13 protein-coding genes are annotated in these 13,957 nt (G+C 70.1%); 2 read left to right on the top strand and 11 right to left on the bottom strand.

What is annotated here, in order from left to right; translation table 11 throughout:
- Entirely contained in the window at positions 1-1,656 is a 1,656-nt protein-coding gene (locus tag ACTWNK_RS11835; protein WP_474303947.1) for an ABC transporter substrate-binding protein, read from the bottom strand.
- A gap of 7 nt (positions 1,657-1,663) precedes the next feature.
- Complete coding sequence (locus ACTWNK_RS11830) at positions 1,664-2,566, bottom strand: proline iminopeptidase-family hydrolase (RefSeq protein WP_474303946.1); 903 nt, start codon at positions 2,564-2,566, stop codon at positions 1,664-1,666.
- 116 nt (positions 2,567-2,682) lie between these two features.
- On the opposite strand from ACTWNK_RS11830, the gene ACTWNK_RS11825 reads away from it, so the two are divergent.
- Positions 2,683-3,492, top strand: a complete 810-nt coding sequence (locus ACTWNK_RS11825) for a FadR/GntR family transcriptional regulator (RefSeq protein ID WP_474303945.1) — start codon at positions 2,683-2,685, stop codon at positions 3,490-3,492.
- On the opposite strand, the gene ACTWNK_RS11820 is transcribed toward ACTWNK_RS11825, so the two are convergent.
- Positions 3,471-4,757, bottom strand: a complete 1,287-nt coding sequence (locus tag ACTWNK_RS11820) for a leucyl aminopeptidase family protein (protein ID WP_474303944.1) — start codon at positions 4,755-4,757, stop codon at positions 3,471-3,473. The two genes, ACTWNK_RS11825 and ACTWNK_RS11820, sit on opposite strands and share 22 nt — an antisense overlap.
- Positions 4,758-4,819: 62 nt before the next feature.
- On the opposite strand from ACTWNK_RS11820, the gene ACTWNK_RS11815 reads away from it, so the two are divergent.
- A complete protein-coding gene (locus ACTWNK_RS11815; RefSeq protein WP_474303943.1) occupies positions 4,820-5,839 on the top strand; it encodes a TRM11 family SAM-dependent methyltransferase in 1,020 nt (339 codons plus the stop codon).
- A gap of 11 nt (positions 5,840-5,850) precedes the next feature.
- On the opposite strand, the gene truB is transcribed toward ACTWNK_RS11815, so the two are convergent.
- The 8 genes from truB to rimP all read right to left on the bottom strand — a co-directional run bounded on the left by truB (position 5,851) and on the right by rimP (position 13,820).
- Complete coding sequence (gene truB / locus ACTWNK_RS11810) at positions 5,851-6,723, bottom strand: tRNA pseudouridine(55) synthase TruB (protein ID WP_474303942.1); 873 nt, start codon at positions 6,721-6,723, stop codon at positions 5,851-5,853.
- Positions 6,720-7,709 (bottom strand): DHH family phosphoesterase, encoded by a 990-nt coding sequence (locus ACTWNK_RS11805; RefSeq protein WP_474303941.1) that lies wholly within the window; start codon positions 7,707-7,709, stop codon positions 6,720-6,722. Before ACTWNK_RS11805 ends, truB begins: the two co-directional genes overlap by 4 nt.
- Entirely contained in the window at positions 7,706-8,200 is a 495-nt protein-coding gene (gene rbfA / locus ACTWNK_RS11800; RefSeq protein WP_474303940.1) for a 30S ribosome-binding factor RbfA, read from the bottom strand. The genes ACTWNK_RS11805 and rbfA overlap by 4 nt, the downstream gene beginning before the upstream one ends.
- Before the next feature lie 71 nt (positions 8,201-8,271).
- The gene (locus ACTWNK_RS11795; RefSeq protein ID WP_474303939.1) at positions 8,272-8,568 is read right to left on the bottom strand and encodes a DUF503 domain-containing protein; all 297 of its coding nucleotides are present in this window, start codon (positions 8,566-8,568) and stop codon (positions 8,272-8,274) included.
- Positions 8,569-8,703: 135 nt separating this feature from the next.
- Positions 8,704-11,898 (bottom strand): translation initiation factor IF-2, encoded by a 3,195-nt coding sequence (gene infB / locus ACTWNK_RS11790; RefSeq protein ID WP_474303938.1) that lies wholly within the window; start codon positions 11,896-11,898, stop codon positions 8,704-8,706.
- Positions 11,899-12,022: 124 nt separating this feature from the next.
- On the bottom strand, positions 12,023-12,319 hold the full coding sequence (locus ACTWNK_RS11785) for a YlxR family protein (protein ID WP_474303937.1): 297 nt from the start codon (positions 12,317-12,319) through the stop codon (positions 12,023-12,025).
- Entirely contained in the window at positions 12,303-13,307 is a 1,005-nt protein-coding gene (gene nusA, locus ACTWNK_RS11780; protein ID WP_474303936.1) for a transcription termination factor NusA, read from the bottom strand. Before nusA ends, ACTWNK_RS11785 begins: the two co-directional genes overlap by 17 nt.
- A 12-nt stretch (positions 13,308-13,319) precedes the next feature.
- Positions 13,320-13,820 (bottom strand): ribosome maturation factor RimP, encoded by a 501-nt coding sequence (rimP, locus tag ACTWNK_RS11775; RefSeq protein WP_474303935.1) that lies wholly within the window; start codon positions 13,818-13,820, stop codon positions 13,320-13,322.
- Positions 13,821-13,957 lie beyond the last annotated feature (137 nt).

Here is a 13,957-nt window from a genome sequence, read left to right as displayed (position 1 = left end):
TCACTGCACCCAGAGCTGGGAGATCAGCATGAAGAACTGCTTGTGGAACTGGTAGTTGCCCACGCGCGACGACACGAAGTCGATCTGCTTGGGGTTGAACAGCGGGATCAGCGCACCGGCCTGGACGAGGTCGCGGTCGAGCTGTCCCCACTTGGTCCCGGCCGCCGCCTTGTCGGTGCGGTCGAGCGTCATCGCCTCGGCCATGCGGGCGTCGATCTGCTTGTCGCAGAAGCCGGAGATGTTGATGCTGGAGTCGCTGCCCTCGCGGAAGGAGGCGCACGACAGCAGCACGTTCAGGAAGTCGGAGGCTGCGGGGTAGTCGGCGTACCACTGCGAGACGCTGAGCTGGACGTTGTTCTTGGTGTTCTGGATGTAGGTGAAGTGGATGTTGGTGGAGATGACCTTGAGCTTGCCGATGTAGCCGATCTGCTCAAGGGTGCTGCGCAGGTACTCGCCGATCTGCTTGCTGACCTCGTCGTCTGCCACCACGACCGCGACCTCCTGGCCCGCGGTGCCCGACTTCTTCACCAGTTCCTGCGCCTTGGCCAGGTCGGGCTTGGGGTAGTCGCAGAAGTCGGCGTGGCCGGGGATGCCCGGCGGCAGGATGGTGCAGGCCGGGGCCGCCACATTGGCGCCGCCGTACATCTTGACGATGGCCTCGCGGTCGATGGCCCAGTTGAGCGCCTGGCGGGCCTCCGGCTTGTCGAAGGGGGCCAGGTTGACGTTCACGGGGGCGTACCACAGGGCCGAGAGCGGGTTGACGTGCGCCTGGGAGGCGTACTTCGTCCCGATCTCGGGGAGCCGGTCGGCGGGCAGCGGGTCGAACACCCAGTCGGCCTGGCCGTTCTGCACGGCGGTCACGGCGCTCTCGGCGGTCAGGCCGTAGGAGTAGTGGATCTCGTCCGGGTAGCCCTGCGGCTGCGCCTCCTTCGACCATTCGGCGAAGTGCGGATTGCGCACCAGCGTGAGCTGCTTGTTCGGGTCGTAGGAGGCGATCGTGTACGGGCCGGTGCCGGGGATGCCCTTGGCGCCCTGGTCCTTGCCGGGCGTCGACCTGGGCAGCACGGCGGCATGCGGGAGCGCGAGCTTGAGCGGGAACTCCGAGTCGGGCTCGACCAGCTTGATCGTCACCGTGTCGCCCGATGCGGTGACTCCGGTCAGGTCGCAGTCGGCCGGCTTCTTCACGCAGGCGGCGGCGCCCTCGATCCCCGCGTAGAAGGTGCCGGACGTCGGGCCCGAGGCCTTGAAGATGCGGGTGAAGGAGGCAACCACGTCCTCGGCCGTGACCGGGTCGCCGTTGGCGAACTTCACGCCCTTGCGCAGGGTGAAGGTGTAGGTCCTGCCGTCGGCGCCGACCTCGGGCATCTTCTCCGCCAGGTCGGGCACCAGATCGTAGGAGGCCTCGCCGCCGACCTTCTTGAAGGCCAGCAGGCCGTCGTAGAGGGCCTGGAAGACCTGCCAGTTGCCGTTGCTGTAGTTGATGTGCGGGTCGATGGTCCCGTCACCGGCCTTGGCCAGCAGCTTGAGCGTGCCGCCCTTGTGCTGGGCGGTGTCGGCCGCGCCCGGTGCGGCGGCGGGCGCGGCCTCGGTGCCGCCGCCGGAGGAGCAGGCGGCCAGCGAAAGGGCCAGCAGGGCCACGATGGGGAAGCGCTTCATGGGTGTCCTAGTCCGTGGAGTCGAGGAAGGAGCCGACGACCTGGAGGAAGAGCTCCTCCTCCTCGATGTGCGGCATGTGACTTGACTGCTCGAACAGCTGCCAGCGGACGTCGGGGATGTGGTCCGCGAAGGGCTGGACGGTACGAGGGGTGGCCTCGTCGAAGCGTCCTGAAACGAGCAGGGTGGGCACGCTCACCAGATGCAGCCGGTCGACGACCGACCAGCTTTGGAGCGTTCCCACGACGTGGAACTCGGTGGGCCCGTTCATCGTGTGGTAGACGGTCGGGTCCTGCTCGGTCTTGGCGTCGCTGGCCAGGACCTCCGGCGGGTTGGGCACGACGCGGCAGACGTGGCGCTCGTTGAACACCTTCTCCGCGGCGCGGTAGCCGGGGTGGTCGGTGGTGCCCGCCGCCTCGTGGGCGCGCAGGACGGCCTCGACCTCGGCGGGGAGCTCGCGGCGCAACCGGTCGCACTCCTCGATCCAGAGCTTCATCGAGGCGGGCGAGTCGGCGATGACCAGACCGCGCAGCCCGCCCGGCCGAAGTACGGCGTGCTCGGCGGCCAGCATGCCGCCCCACGACTGGCCGATGAGGTGGTAGCGGCCGGAGATGCCGAGATGGGCGAGCAGGTTGTCCAGCTCGGCCAGGAACAGCTCCACCGTCCAGAAGTCGGCGCCACGCTCCGGCAGATGGGTGGACAGTCCCACACCGATCTGGTCGTAGTGCACGACCGCACGGTCGCGCTCGGCCAGCCTGGCCATGCGCAGCGTGTAGTCGTGCGCCGCGCCCGGACCGCCGTGCAGGACGACCAGGGGCGCCTTGTCCGAGGTCAGGTCGCCGGTGACGCGGTACCAGGTGGTCCAGTCCTTGAAGGGGGCCAGGCCCTGGGTGGTCGGGGGAGGGATCGCCACCGCAGCACTCCAGTGTCGCTAGATGAGACATATGTCCGTGTTGTGGACATCTTATGGATGAATGGCCTGAGCACAATACCTTTTAAATAACGGTCGGTATGTGTAACGTGCCGCCTGTGCAGCCTCACCACGACGCCCCCCTCGACCACCTGTCCCGCATGCTCGGCCAGGTGCTCGACGACGGCGCTCCGGCGGGCACGCTCAGCCCCGTGCGCGTGCAGTCGGTGGCCACCGAGGTGGCCGACCGGCTCATGACGGCCGTCGCCATCGGCGACTACCTGCCGGGCGACCGGCTGCCCGGCGAGCGCGAGCTGGCCCAGATCCTCGACGTCAGCAGGGCCACCGTGCGCGAGGCCATCGGCAGGCTGCAGGCGGTGGGCATCGTGGAGATCAGGCGCGGGCGCACCGGCGGCGCCTACGTGCGCGCCGGATGGACCGAGGCCACCGCATCGGCCGTGCAACGCACACTGCTGCCCCGCTGGCCCGAGCTGGAGCAGCTGTTCGACCTGCGCGGCCTGGTCGAAGGCCTGGTCGCCCGTACGGCGGCGCAACGCAGGACCGACGAGCACCTGGCCCAGATGCGCGCCGCCATCGAACGCTACGCACGGGCGAGCACGCTGCGCGAGGAGCAGGCGGGAGACGCCGCCTTCCACACCGCCGTGCTCGCCGCCACCGGCAATCCCAAGATCCAGGCGCTCAGCCGGGTCATGATGACCAGGGTCAGCCTCGGCTTCCCGGTCGAGCCCTACGGCGAGGACGACCCCAGCGCCTACCACCAGGCGCTGAGCGAGCACCGCGCCATCTACGAGGCCATCGTGAAGGGCGACGCCGAACAGGCGGGCACCCTGGCCGAACGCCACTTCTCGATGACCTCTGACATGATGCGCACCATGCTGGCCAGGGCTCAGGAACGGCTCTCCAGATAGCCGATCAGCGTGCGCACCAGCACACCCGTCGCGCCGCTCGCACTGTCGTAGGCCGAACCGCCGACGTCCAGGTGCGCCCACGGCAGCCCGGCCGTGAACGGCTCCAGGTACAGCGCGGCGATGATGGCGTCGGCCGAAGCGCCGCCGTCGTTGGTGGCGTCGGCGATCCTGGAGTCAAGGCGCCTGGCGTACGGCCGCCACAGCGGCAGCTCCCACAGCGGCTCGCCCGCCCGCTCCCCCGCCGCGATCAGCTCGGCCACCAGGCCCCTGTCGGAGCCGATCGCGCCGGTGAAGTCCTCGCCCAGGCCCTGGGTCACCGAGTACGTCAGCGTCGCGGCGTCGATGAGCGCGTCCGGCCGCTGCTCGGCCAGGTGGGCCAGGCCGTCGGCCAGCACCAGGCGGCCCTCGCAGTCGGTGTCGAGCACCTCGGTCGTGCGGCCGTTGCGGTGCCTAAGCACGTCGCCCGGCCTGGTCGCCGAGCCGCTCACCATGTTCTCGGCGGCGGCCACGACGGCCGTCACGCCGGTGCGCAGGCCGAGCCTGGCCGCCGCCTGGGCGACCGCGAGCACGGTGGCGCCGCCCGCCATGTCGCACTTCATGGTGGCCATCTGCTTGAGGCTCTTGATCCCGAGGCCGCCGGAGTCGAAGGTGATGCCCTTGCCGACCAGGCCGACCGTGCCGCCTCCCGTGCCCGCGTAGCTCAGCTCGATCAGGCACGGCGGGTTCGCGCTGCCCGCCCCGACGCCGAGCAGCCCGCCGTAGCCGCCCGCACGCAGCGCGCGCTCGTCCAGGATCCTGACCGTCAGCCCGTCGCGCCCGGCCATCTCCTCGGCCCTGGCCGCCAGGTCCATCGGCACGAGGTCGCCAGCGGGCGTGTTGACCAGGTCGCGTACCAGCTCGACCGCGTCGGACACGACATGCGCCCGGGTGAGGTCGAACGGCTCGGCGTGCAGGACCAGATCGGTCAGGCGCATCGGCTCGGGGTCGCTCTTGTAGCCGTCGAAGCGATAGCAGCCCTCCCGAACGGCCTCGACGACGACCTCCGGGTGCGGCAGGTCGACACCGACCCGGCGGAACCGCCTGAGCGTGGGGCCCGCCTGCAGCAGTGCCCGCCGTACCTCGGCCGGGCCGGTGACGTCGGCCAGGTAGAGCCTGGCGCCTTCGGGAGCGGGCACCAGGAGCTCGTCGCCGAAGTCGGCGTAGGCGTCCGGCATGGGCGACACGAGCAGATCCACCGGCAGGTGGGAGGCGAAGGACACGTTCATCGGGGGCTCCTTGATATGGTCTGCTGAGCGAACCATAACAGGGCCGGTACCATCGGAGGACCATGGCCACATACGCGCTCCTGATCCTGCCCGCCTTCAACCGGGTCTACGGCGAAAGCTCCATCCGCCTCACCCAGAGCGAGCTCGCCGTCTTCGGCGCACGCGCACTCGAAGGGAAGATCGGCGAGGTCGAGGAGCGGGTGATCGGCGGGGTGCCCTACGTCGGTTTCACCGGCGAGCTGACCGAGCGCGACGTGGCACTGCTGTCCAACCTGTCGTCTGTCTACGCGATCTTCGGCGTCGAGGGCGAGCTGCTGCGACCGCTCACCGTGACACCGCTCGACCGGCTCAGCAGCGACCTGCTCACCATCCAGAAATACGCCGGCAAGACCAACGAGCACTTCACCAAGCTGCTGCTCAACGTCACCGTGCTCGCCGGGGAGCGCCCCCTCGACGGCCGCCTGTCGGTCTTCGACCCGCTGTGCGGCCGCGGCACCACGCTCAACCAGGCCCTCATGTACGGCTACGACGCCTACGGCATCGACCTCGACACCAAGGACTTCGAGGCCTACTGCGGCTTCGTCAAGACCTGGCTGAAGAACAAACGCCTCAAGCACACCGCCGAGATCGTCCCCGTACGCAGAGAGCGGGCCATCGCCGGGCGCAGGCTCAATGTGGCGTTCGCCGCCACCAAGGAGGCCTACAAGGCGGGAGAGGTCCAGCAGCTCGCCGTCGTCAACGCCGACACCCTGCGCGGGCGTGAGTTCTTCAAGCCGCGCTCGTTCGACGTGCTCGTCACCGACGCGCCCTACGGCGTGCAGCACGGCAGCAGGAGCGGCGGCGGCGGCATGTCGCGCAGCCCGATGGAGCTGATCAGGAAGGCCGCGCCGGTCTGGAGCTCCCTGCTCAAGCCGGGCGGCGCGCTCGGCATCTCCTGGAACACCTACGGCGGCGAGCGGGCCGAGCTGGCCGAGGTGCTCGGGGAGGCCGGGCTCGACGTCGTGACCGACTACCCGAGCTTCGAACACTGGGTCGACCAGGCGATCGTGCGCGACATCATGGTCGCCCGCCGCCCGGCCTGAAGGCCTCGCGCCTACCCCACGAAGACGGCCAGCGGTTTGGCCGCCCGGCCCTGCTCCTCGACCAGGGCCAGCAGTTCGCCCTCGGGGCCGAACACGCCGATCGGTCCCTTGCCGAGCCCGGCCGACGGCAGCCTGCCGCCGTGCGAGATCACCCTGGCCTCGTCGGCGGTGACGTCCCTGCGCGGGAAGGCCGCCGAGACCGCCTCCCCGATCGGCAGCACCACGCACTCCACCGCGAGCTCCTCCAGCGTGCGCGCCCGCGACAGGTCGTAGGGCCCGACCCGCGTGCGCCGCAACGCCGTCAGATGACCGCCGACGCCGAGCCCGGCGCCCAGGTCGCGGGCCAGCGCCCTGATGTAGGTGCCGCTGGAGCAGCGCACGACCGCGTCCACGTCGACCACGTCGCCCTGCGTCCTGATCGCGCTCACCGTGAACTCGTGCACGGTGACCGGACGCGGCTTCAGCTCCACGTCCTCGCCCGCCCTGGCCCGTTTGTAGGCGCGCTCGCCGTTCACCTTGATCGCACTGACCTGCGGCGGGACCTGCATGATCGCACCGCTCAGCCCGGCCACGCCCTCGGCGATCGCCTCGGCGCTCACGTGCCCGGCCGGGACGCGCGCGCTCGTCTCGCCCTCGGCGTCGTCGGTGTTGGTCGTCTCGCCGAGCCTGATCGTGGCCTCGTAGACCTTCTCCGTCAGCGCCAGATGGCCGAGCAGCCTGGTCGCCTTCTCCACGCCGATCACCAGTACGCCGGTGGCCATCGGGTCGAGCGTGCCCGCGTGGCCCACCCTCCGGGTGCCCGCCAGCCTGCGCATCCTGGCCACCACGTCGTGCGAGGTCCAGTCGGAAGGCTTGTCGACGATGATCAAGCCGCTTTCGGTCATCGGGTCGTCCTCAGGAGGTCGCGGAAACGGGCCATCGTCTGTTCGACGGACTCGTGCGAGGTGAAACCGGCGGCATAGGCGTGACCGCCGCCGCCCAGAGCGGTGCACAGCGCGCCGACGTCGACCGCGCCCTTGGATCTGGTCGAGACCTGCCAGGCCCCGAAGTCGTCCTCCTTGAGCACGACCGCGACCTCGGCCTCGTCGGTGCGGCGGATCACGTCGATGACCCCCTCGATCTCGTCGTACGGCAGGCCGTGCGCGGCCCGGTCGGCATGCGGCACCGAGGTCCACACGAGGTCGTCCTCGAGCACCACCCGCTCCAGCGCCGCGCCCAGCACCTTCAGATAGCCGAACGGCGAGCGGTCCCACAGCTCACGGGCGATCTCGTCGGTGCGCAGGCCGTGTGCGACCAGGCGTGCGGCCATCTCGTGCACGGCGGCCGTGGTCGAGGAGTGCCTGAACGAACCGGTGTCGGTGACGAGCCCGACATACAGACAGGTGGCGATGTCACGATCCACGGTGCCGCCGAGCCGCCTGATCAGCTGCTCGGCCACCACGGCGGTCGCCGCCGCCTTCGGGTCGATCAGGCGAAGGGTGCCGAACCCCGAGTTCGACGGATGATGGTCGAGGACCACGAGCTCGCCCGCCTTGGTGGCGTTGTCGCCCAGCAGGCCGAGCCGGTCGAGCGTGGAGGCGTCGAACGACACCATCAGCGCCGGGGCGGCCGGATAGTCGGCGGGCTTGACCAGCAGCTCCTGCCCCGGCAGGAAGTGCAGCAGCCTCGGCACGTCGAACTTGCGGTCGCCGAACGAGGCCACCACCCTCTTGCCCAGCGCGCTCAGCGCCAGGCCGACGGCCAGCATCGACCCCAGGGCGTCGCCGTCCGGCGAGACGTGGCAGACCAGTGCGACCTCGTCGGACGACCGGATCAGGGCGACCGCCCTGTCCCAGTCGTCCTCGGAGATGACAGACGCGTCGGACGTCACGTCGCCGAGCGTCCCGCGTTCTCGGAGGTCTCGACCTCGTCCTCGTCGTCCTCGTCGTCGAAGTCCTCGTCCAGCTCGGGCTTCTTGTACGGGTCCGCCTCGCCTGCGTACTCGGCGTTGGCCGCCTTGGCCGCGACCTCGGCGTCCTTGGCCTTGGCCACGGCCAGCAGGTCCTCCAGCTGGCGGGCGCTGTCGGGCAGCGGGTCGTGCTCGAACGTCAGCGTCGGCGTGTGGCGCACACCGGTCTGGCGGCCCACCTCCGAACGGATGATGCCCTTGGCACTCTCCAGCGCGGCGGCGGTGTCGCCGCGCTCGGCCTCGGAGCCGAACACCGTGTAGAAGACCGTGGCCTCGCGCAGGTCGTTGGTGATGCGCGTGTCGGTCACGGTCACGAAGCCGAGGCGCGGGTCCTTGATCCGGCGCTCCAGCATCTCGGCGACGATCTGCTGGATGCGGTCGGCGAGCTTGCGCGCTCGTGCGGCGTCCACCATGGTGGCTCCCCCTCAACTCACGACGGCCGGGCCCACGAAGGGCGGCTTCGCGTGCCGGCCGTACTGATCGATCAATCTTCGTCGTTGTAGAGCCGCTGCCTGGCCGACAGCAACTCGATTTCGGGGCGGAAGGCGATCAGCCTCTCGACCGCGTCGAGCACCTCGCCGCAGTTGCCCGCTGAGGAGGACACGACGGCCACGCCGATCTCGCTCCTGCGATGCAGGTCGAGATGGCCGGTCTCGGCGACGGCCACGCCGGGAAAGCGCCGCTGCAGCTCCGCGACGATGGGACGTACCACAGAGCGCTTCTGCTTCAGCGAGTGCACGTCGCCGAGCAGGATGTCCAGGGTCAGGGCACCGACATACATCGTTGGCAACCACCGCTGTGCTGGTGTGTGAGGCACGCCGCGCCCGCTGCGGTGGAAAGCGGGCCGCTCGGGCCGTCAGGCCCTCGGCGTGCGAGGGGCGCCCGGCGGATGGCCCGCCGGGCGCCCTGCCGCGTGTTACGCGCGCGGCTTCTCCCGCATCTCGAACGTCTCGACGACGTCGTCGATCCTGATGTCGTTGTAGCCGACACCGATGCCGCACTCGAAGCCCTCGCGGACCTCGGTGGCGTCATCCTTGAAGCGGCGCAGCGACGACACCGTGAGGTTGTCGGCGATGACCACACCGTCGCGGATGATCCTGGCCTTGCTGTTGCGCACGATCGTGCCCGAACGGACCAGCGAACCGGCGACATTGCCGATCTTCGGCACCTTGAAGACCTCGCGGACTTCGGCGGTGCCCATCTGGACCTCTTCGAACTCGGGCTTGAGCATGCCCTTGAGCGCGGCCTCGATCTCCTCGATCGCCTGGTAGATGACCGAGTAGTAGCGAATGTCGACGCCCTCGCGCTCGGCCAGGTCGCGCGCCCGAGGCTCCGGACGCACGTTGAAGCCGATGATGACCGCGTTGTCGTCGGCGACGGCCAGGTTGACGTCGTACTCGGTGATCGCGCCGACCGCGCGGTGCAGGACACGGAGCCTGACCTCGTCGCCAACATCGATCTTGAGCAGGGCGTCTTCCAGGGCCTCGACCGAGCCGGACACGTCACCCTTGATGATGAGCTTGAGCTCGTCGACGCGACCCTTCTCGAGGTTGCTGAACAGCTCCTCAAGGGTGAGACGACGGCTCGACTTCGCCATGTCGGCACTGCGCTTGCGCGCCGCGCGCTGCTGGGCGATCTGACGGGCCATGCGGTCGTCGGTGACGACGATGAAGTTGTCACCGGCGCCCGGCACCGCGGTCAGACCCATCACCAGGACGGGACGCGAAGGCGTGGCCTCCTCGACCGGCTCGCCGTTGTCGTCGAGCATCGCCCTGACGCGGCCGAAGGCCTCGCCACAGACGATCGAGTCGCCGACGCGGAGCGTGCCGCGCTGCACGAGGACGGTCGCGACCGGGCCGCGGCCCTTGTCGAGGTGCGCCTCGATGGCGATGCCCTGGGCGTCCATGGTCGGGTTGGCCCGCAGGTCGAGCTCGGCGTCCGCCGTGAGCAGGATGGCCTCGAGAAGGCTCTCGATGTTGGTCCCGTTCTTGGCGGAGATGTCGACGAACATGGTCGAGCCGCCGTACTCCTCGGCGACCAGGCCGTACTCGGTGAGCTGGGCACGGACCTTGTTGGGGTCTGCGCCCTCCTTGTCGACCTTGTTGACCGCGACCACGATCGGCACGTCGGCCGCCTGGGCGTGGTTGAGCGCCTCGATGGTCTGAGGCTTCACACCGTCGTCGGCCGCGACCACCAGGACGGCGATGTCGGTGGCCTTCGCACCACGGGCACGCATGGCGGTGAACGCCTCGTGACCGGGGGTGTCGATGAAGGTGATCTTGCGCTCTTCGCCCTCGTGCTCGGCGGAGACCTGGTAGGCGCCGATGTGCTGGGTGATGCCACCGGCCTCGCGTGCGACCACGTTGGTCTTGCGGATCGCGTCGAGCAGCTTGGTCTTACCGTGGTCGACGTGACCCATGACGGTCACGACGGGCGGACGTGCGGCCAGGTCGGCCTCGTCGCCCTCGTCCTCGCCGAACTCGATGTCGAAGGCCTCGAGAAGCTCGCGGTCCTCCTCCTCCGGGCTGACGACCTGGATGTTGTAGTCGAGCTCGGCGCCGAGGAGCTGAAGGGTGTCCTCGTTGACCGACTGCGTCGCCGTGACCATCTCGCCGAGGTGCAGCATGATCTGCACGAGCGACGCCGGGTTGGCGCCGATCCGGTCGGCGAAGTCCGACAGCGAGGCGCCGCGCGGCAGGCGAATGGTCGCACCGCCACCACGAGGAGCCTGCACGCCGCCGATCGCCGGCGCCGCCATGTTGTCGAACTCCTGGCGCCTCTGACGCTTGGACTTGCGACCACGCGTGGGACGACCGCCGGGACGGCCGAAGGCGCCCGCCGTGCCGCCGCCGCGACCGCGACCGCCGCCACCGGGACGACCGGCGAAACCGCCACCGCCGCCACCGGGACCACCCGTGCCGGTGCCGGGACGGCCGGCGCCGCCGCCACCACCGGGACGACCGGCGAAACCGCCGCCGCCACCGGGACGACCGCCGCCGCCACCGCCACCGGGACGACCCGCGCCGCCACCGCCGCCGGGACGACCGGGACCGCCGGGACGGCCTGCGCCGCCACCGCCACCCGGACCCGCGGGGCGACCCTGCGGCATCATCATCGGGTTGGGACGCGGCCCACCGGGACGGGGACCACCCGCACCCGGACCACCGGGACGGGGACCACCGGCGCCGGGGCCGGGACGCGGACCGCCCGCACCGGGAGCACCGGTGCGTCCGGCCGGCGGACGAGGCCCGGCACCCTCACGAGGAGCGCCGCCGCCCTCACGCGGAGGACGAGGTCCGGCGCCGTCGCGCGGCGGAGCGCCGTCACGAGGGCCACCGGGACGCGGCGGACGGGCCTGGCCCATGCCGCTGGCGTTGGAGGAGAACGGGTTGTTGCCGGGGCGCGGACCGCGCGGACCCGGCTTCGGGCCACCGGGGCCCGGACGAGCACCGCCGGAAGGCGCGCCGGGTCCGGCAGGGCGCGTGCCCTGACCGCCACCCTGGCGCTCCTGACGCTCCGGCCTGTCCTGACGCTCCTGGCGCTCCTGACCACCCTGACGGTCCTGCGGGCCCGCGGGCGCGCCGGGGCGCGGCGAGGCGGGACCGGGACGAGGGGCCGGACGGGGGCCGGGCTTCGGACCCGAGGCGCTGGACGGCGCGGGACGCGCGCCCTCGAACCTCGGAGCCTGCGGAGCCTCGGCACGCGGAGCGGCCTCCACACGCGGAGCCTCGGCGGCCGGAGCCTCCTGCTGCACGTGCGGCATCGGAACCGGCGGCCGCGGCGCGGCGGCCGGACCGGGCCTGGGGCCCGGCTTGGGACCAGGACCAGGACGGCCGGGTGCGGCCGGTGCCTGAGTCGTGTTTGCCGCCTGGTTGTCACCAGGACGGGGCGCAGCCTTCGGCGGCTGCGGCTTGGACGGCGAACCGCCGCCCCGCGAGGACCCACCCTTTGCGGGTGCGCCCAGAGCTTCGGTGAGCCTGCGGACGACCGGCGCCTCTATGGTCGAGGACGCCGAACGGACGAACTCTCCCATCTCTTGGAGCTTGGCCATGACGACCTTGCTCTCCACGCCGAACTCCTTAGCGAGCTCGTATACCCGGACCTTTGCCACTGCACTCCCTTACTCGGCCCGGGAGGCTGGCAGTGCCGCCGGACCGTCGCTACCTTGACGTCTTCATCGCCGCGTGCTCATCAGGCGCTCATAGCAATCTGACTCCGCCCATCAACTCGGCGTCCTACATGACATGTGGTTCTCCCTCTAGGTGCGCCCGCAGCCGCGAGACGTCAAGCGGTCCCGGCACGCGAAAGGCGCGTGGAAACGCTCGGCGGCGCTCGGCGAGCTCCAGACATCTCGGGTCGGGATGCACTGAGGCACCCCTTCCGTGGAGGCGTCCGCGCAGGTCAGGGACGATGACATCCTCGACCAGCACCAGACGGAGCAGCTCGGACTTGGCCGTGCGAACCCTGCAGCCCACGCATGTTCTCAGCGGGGCAGCCTGGCCACCATATTCCAGCTTACCGTGTGGACGCATCTACGGAACCGGCGGCATCCTCGGCCTGGGTGTCAGGCCTGATGTCGATCCGCCACCCGGTGAGTCTCGCGGCGAGCCTGGCGTTCTGCCCCTCCTTGCCGATGGCAAGGGAGAGCTGGTAGTCGGGGACCGTCACCCTCGCGACCCGCCCGTCGAGATCAAGCACCTCGACATGCGAAACACGGGCGGGCGACAGGGCATTCCCCACGAACTCGGCCGGGTCGTCCGACCAGTCGATAATATCGATCTTCTCACCGTGCAGCTCGGTCATCACATTGCGCACCCGCGAGCCCATCGGGCCGATGCAGGCGCCCTTGGCGTTGACTCCCGGCCTGCGCGAACGCACCGCGATCTTCGTACGGTGACCGGCCTCGCGGGCGATGGCGGCGATCTCGACGGTGCCGTCGGCGATCTCGGGCACCTCCAGCGCGAACAGCTTCTTCACCAGGCCGGGGTGGGTACGCGACAGGGTGACCGAGGGGCCCTTGTGGCCCTTCTTCACCTGCACGACGTAGCAGCGCAGCCGCTCGCCGTGCACGTAGTCCTCGCCCGGGACCTGCTCGTTGTGCGGCAGGACGGCCTCGATCTTGCCGAGGTCGACCAGCACGACGCGCGGGTCCTTGCCCTGCTGGATGATGCCCGCGACCAGCTCGCCCTCGCGGCTGGCGAACTCACCGAAGTTGATCTCGTCTTCGGCGTCGCGCAGCTGCTGCAGGATGACCTGCTTGGCGGTGGTGGCCGCGATCCTGCTGAAGTTGCCCGGGGTGTCGTCGAACTCGCGAGAGATCTCGCCGTCGTCGTCGATCTCGGCGGCCCAGATGGTGACGTGGCCGTTGGCGCGGTCGAGCTGGGCCCTCGCCTTGGGCGCGGCGCCCTCGGTGCGGAAGTATGCGATCAGCAGCGCGTCCTCGATCGCCTTGACGACCAGGTCGAAGGAGATGTCCTTCTCCCGCTCAAGGCTGCGCAGGACGCTCATGTCGATGTCCACGAGGCTTCCCCCTTAGCCTTCGTCGCCGTCGTCGAGGTCTTCGTCCTCGTCGTCCAACCGGCGGAACTCCACCTGCACCCGGCCTCGGGTCAGGTCAACGAACTCGTAACGCTTGGTGCCGCGGCCCAGGTCCAGCTGCACGCCGGACTCGTCGGCCGCGACGACGCGACCCTCCACCTGGCTGCCGTCCTTGAGATCGGCCTTCACCAGCCGCTTGGCCGCACGACGCCAGTGGCGTGGCTCGGTCAGCGGACGGTCGATGCCGGGAGAGGAGATCTCAAGGGTGTAAGGGGCCTCGCCCATCGAGGCGTCCTCGTCGAGCGCCGTGGAGACGGCGAGGCTCACCTCACCGATGTCGTCGAGGCTGATGCCGCCGTCACGATCGACGACCACGCGGAGCAGACGCCGCTTGCCCGCCGTGGTGACCGTGACGTCCTCCAGATCAAGGCCCTCTGCGGCCACTACGGGCTCAAGGAGCTTCATCAGGTGGTCGCGGGATGAGGCGCTGCCCATATCGACCTCCCATATTCATCATGAGTCATCCGCTCGGGCGGAACTCGCCCATGCGGGTAACCAGCCTATCCACATCAAGGCATGGAAAGAGCGCCACTCGGTCGCACCGGAGCGGCGAAGGCCGCGGTCTGCCGCGG

The organism is Nonomuraea sp. IBHARD001, from assembly GCF_056106265.1.
This window is presented reverse-complemented; position numbering and strand designations above follow the sequence as displayed.

Bases quoted from the DNA above. Each gene is read 5' to 3' on its own strand.
- rbfA (WP_474303940.1), bottom strand. From the start codon at position 8,200: ATGGTGGACGCCGCACGAGCGCGCAAGCTCGCCGACCGCATCCAGCAG.
- ACTWNK_RS11835 (WP_474303947.1), bottom strand. From the start codon at position 1,656: ATGAAGCGCTTCCCCATCGTGGCCCTGCTGGCCCTTTCGCTGGCCGCC.
- ACTWNK_RS11785 (WP_474303937.1), bottom strand. From the start codon at position 12,319: ATGCGTCCACACGGTAAGCTGGAATATGGTGGCCAGGCTGCCCCGCTG.
- ACTWNK_RS11795 (WP_474303939.1), bottom strand. From the start codon at position 8,568: ATGTATGTCGGTGCCCTGACCCTGGACATCCTGCTCGGCGACGTGCAC.
- rimP (WP_474303935.1), bottom strand. From the start codon at position 13,820: ATGGGCAGCGCCTCATCCCGCGACCACCTGATGAAGCTCCTTGAGCCC.
- ACTWNK_RS11815 (WP_474303943.1), top strand. From the start codon at position 4,820: ATGGCCACATACGCGCTCCTGATCCTGCCCGCCTTCAACCGGGTCTAC.
- ACTWNK_RS11820 (WP_474303944.1), bottom strand. From the start codon at position 4,757: ATGAACGTGTCCTTCGCCTCCCACCTGCCGGTGGATCTGCTCGTGTCG.
- truB (WP_474303942.1), bottom strand. From the start codon at position 6,723: ATGACCGAAAGCGGCTTGATCATCGTCGACAAGCCTTCCGACTGGACC.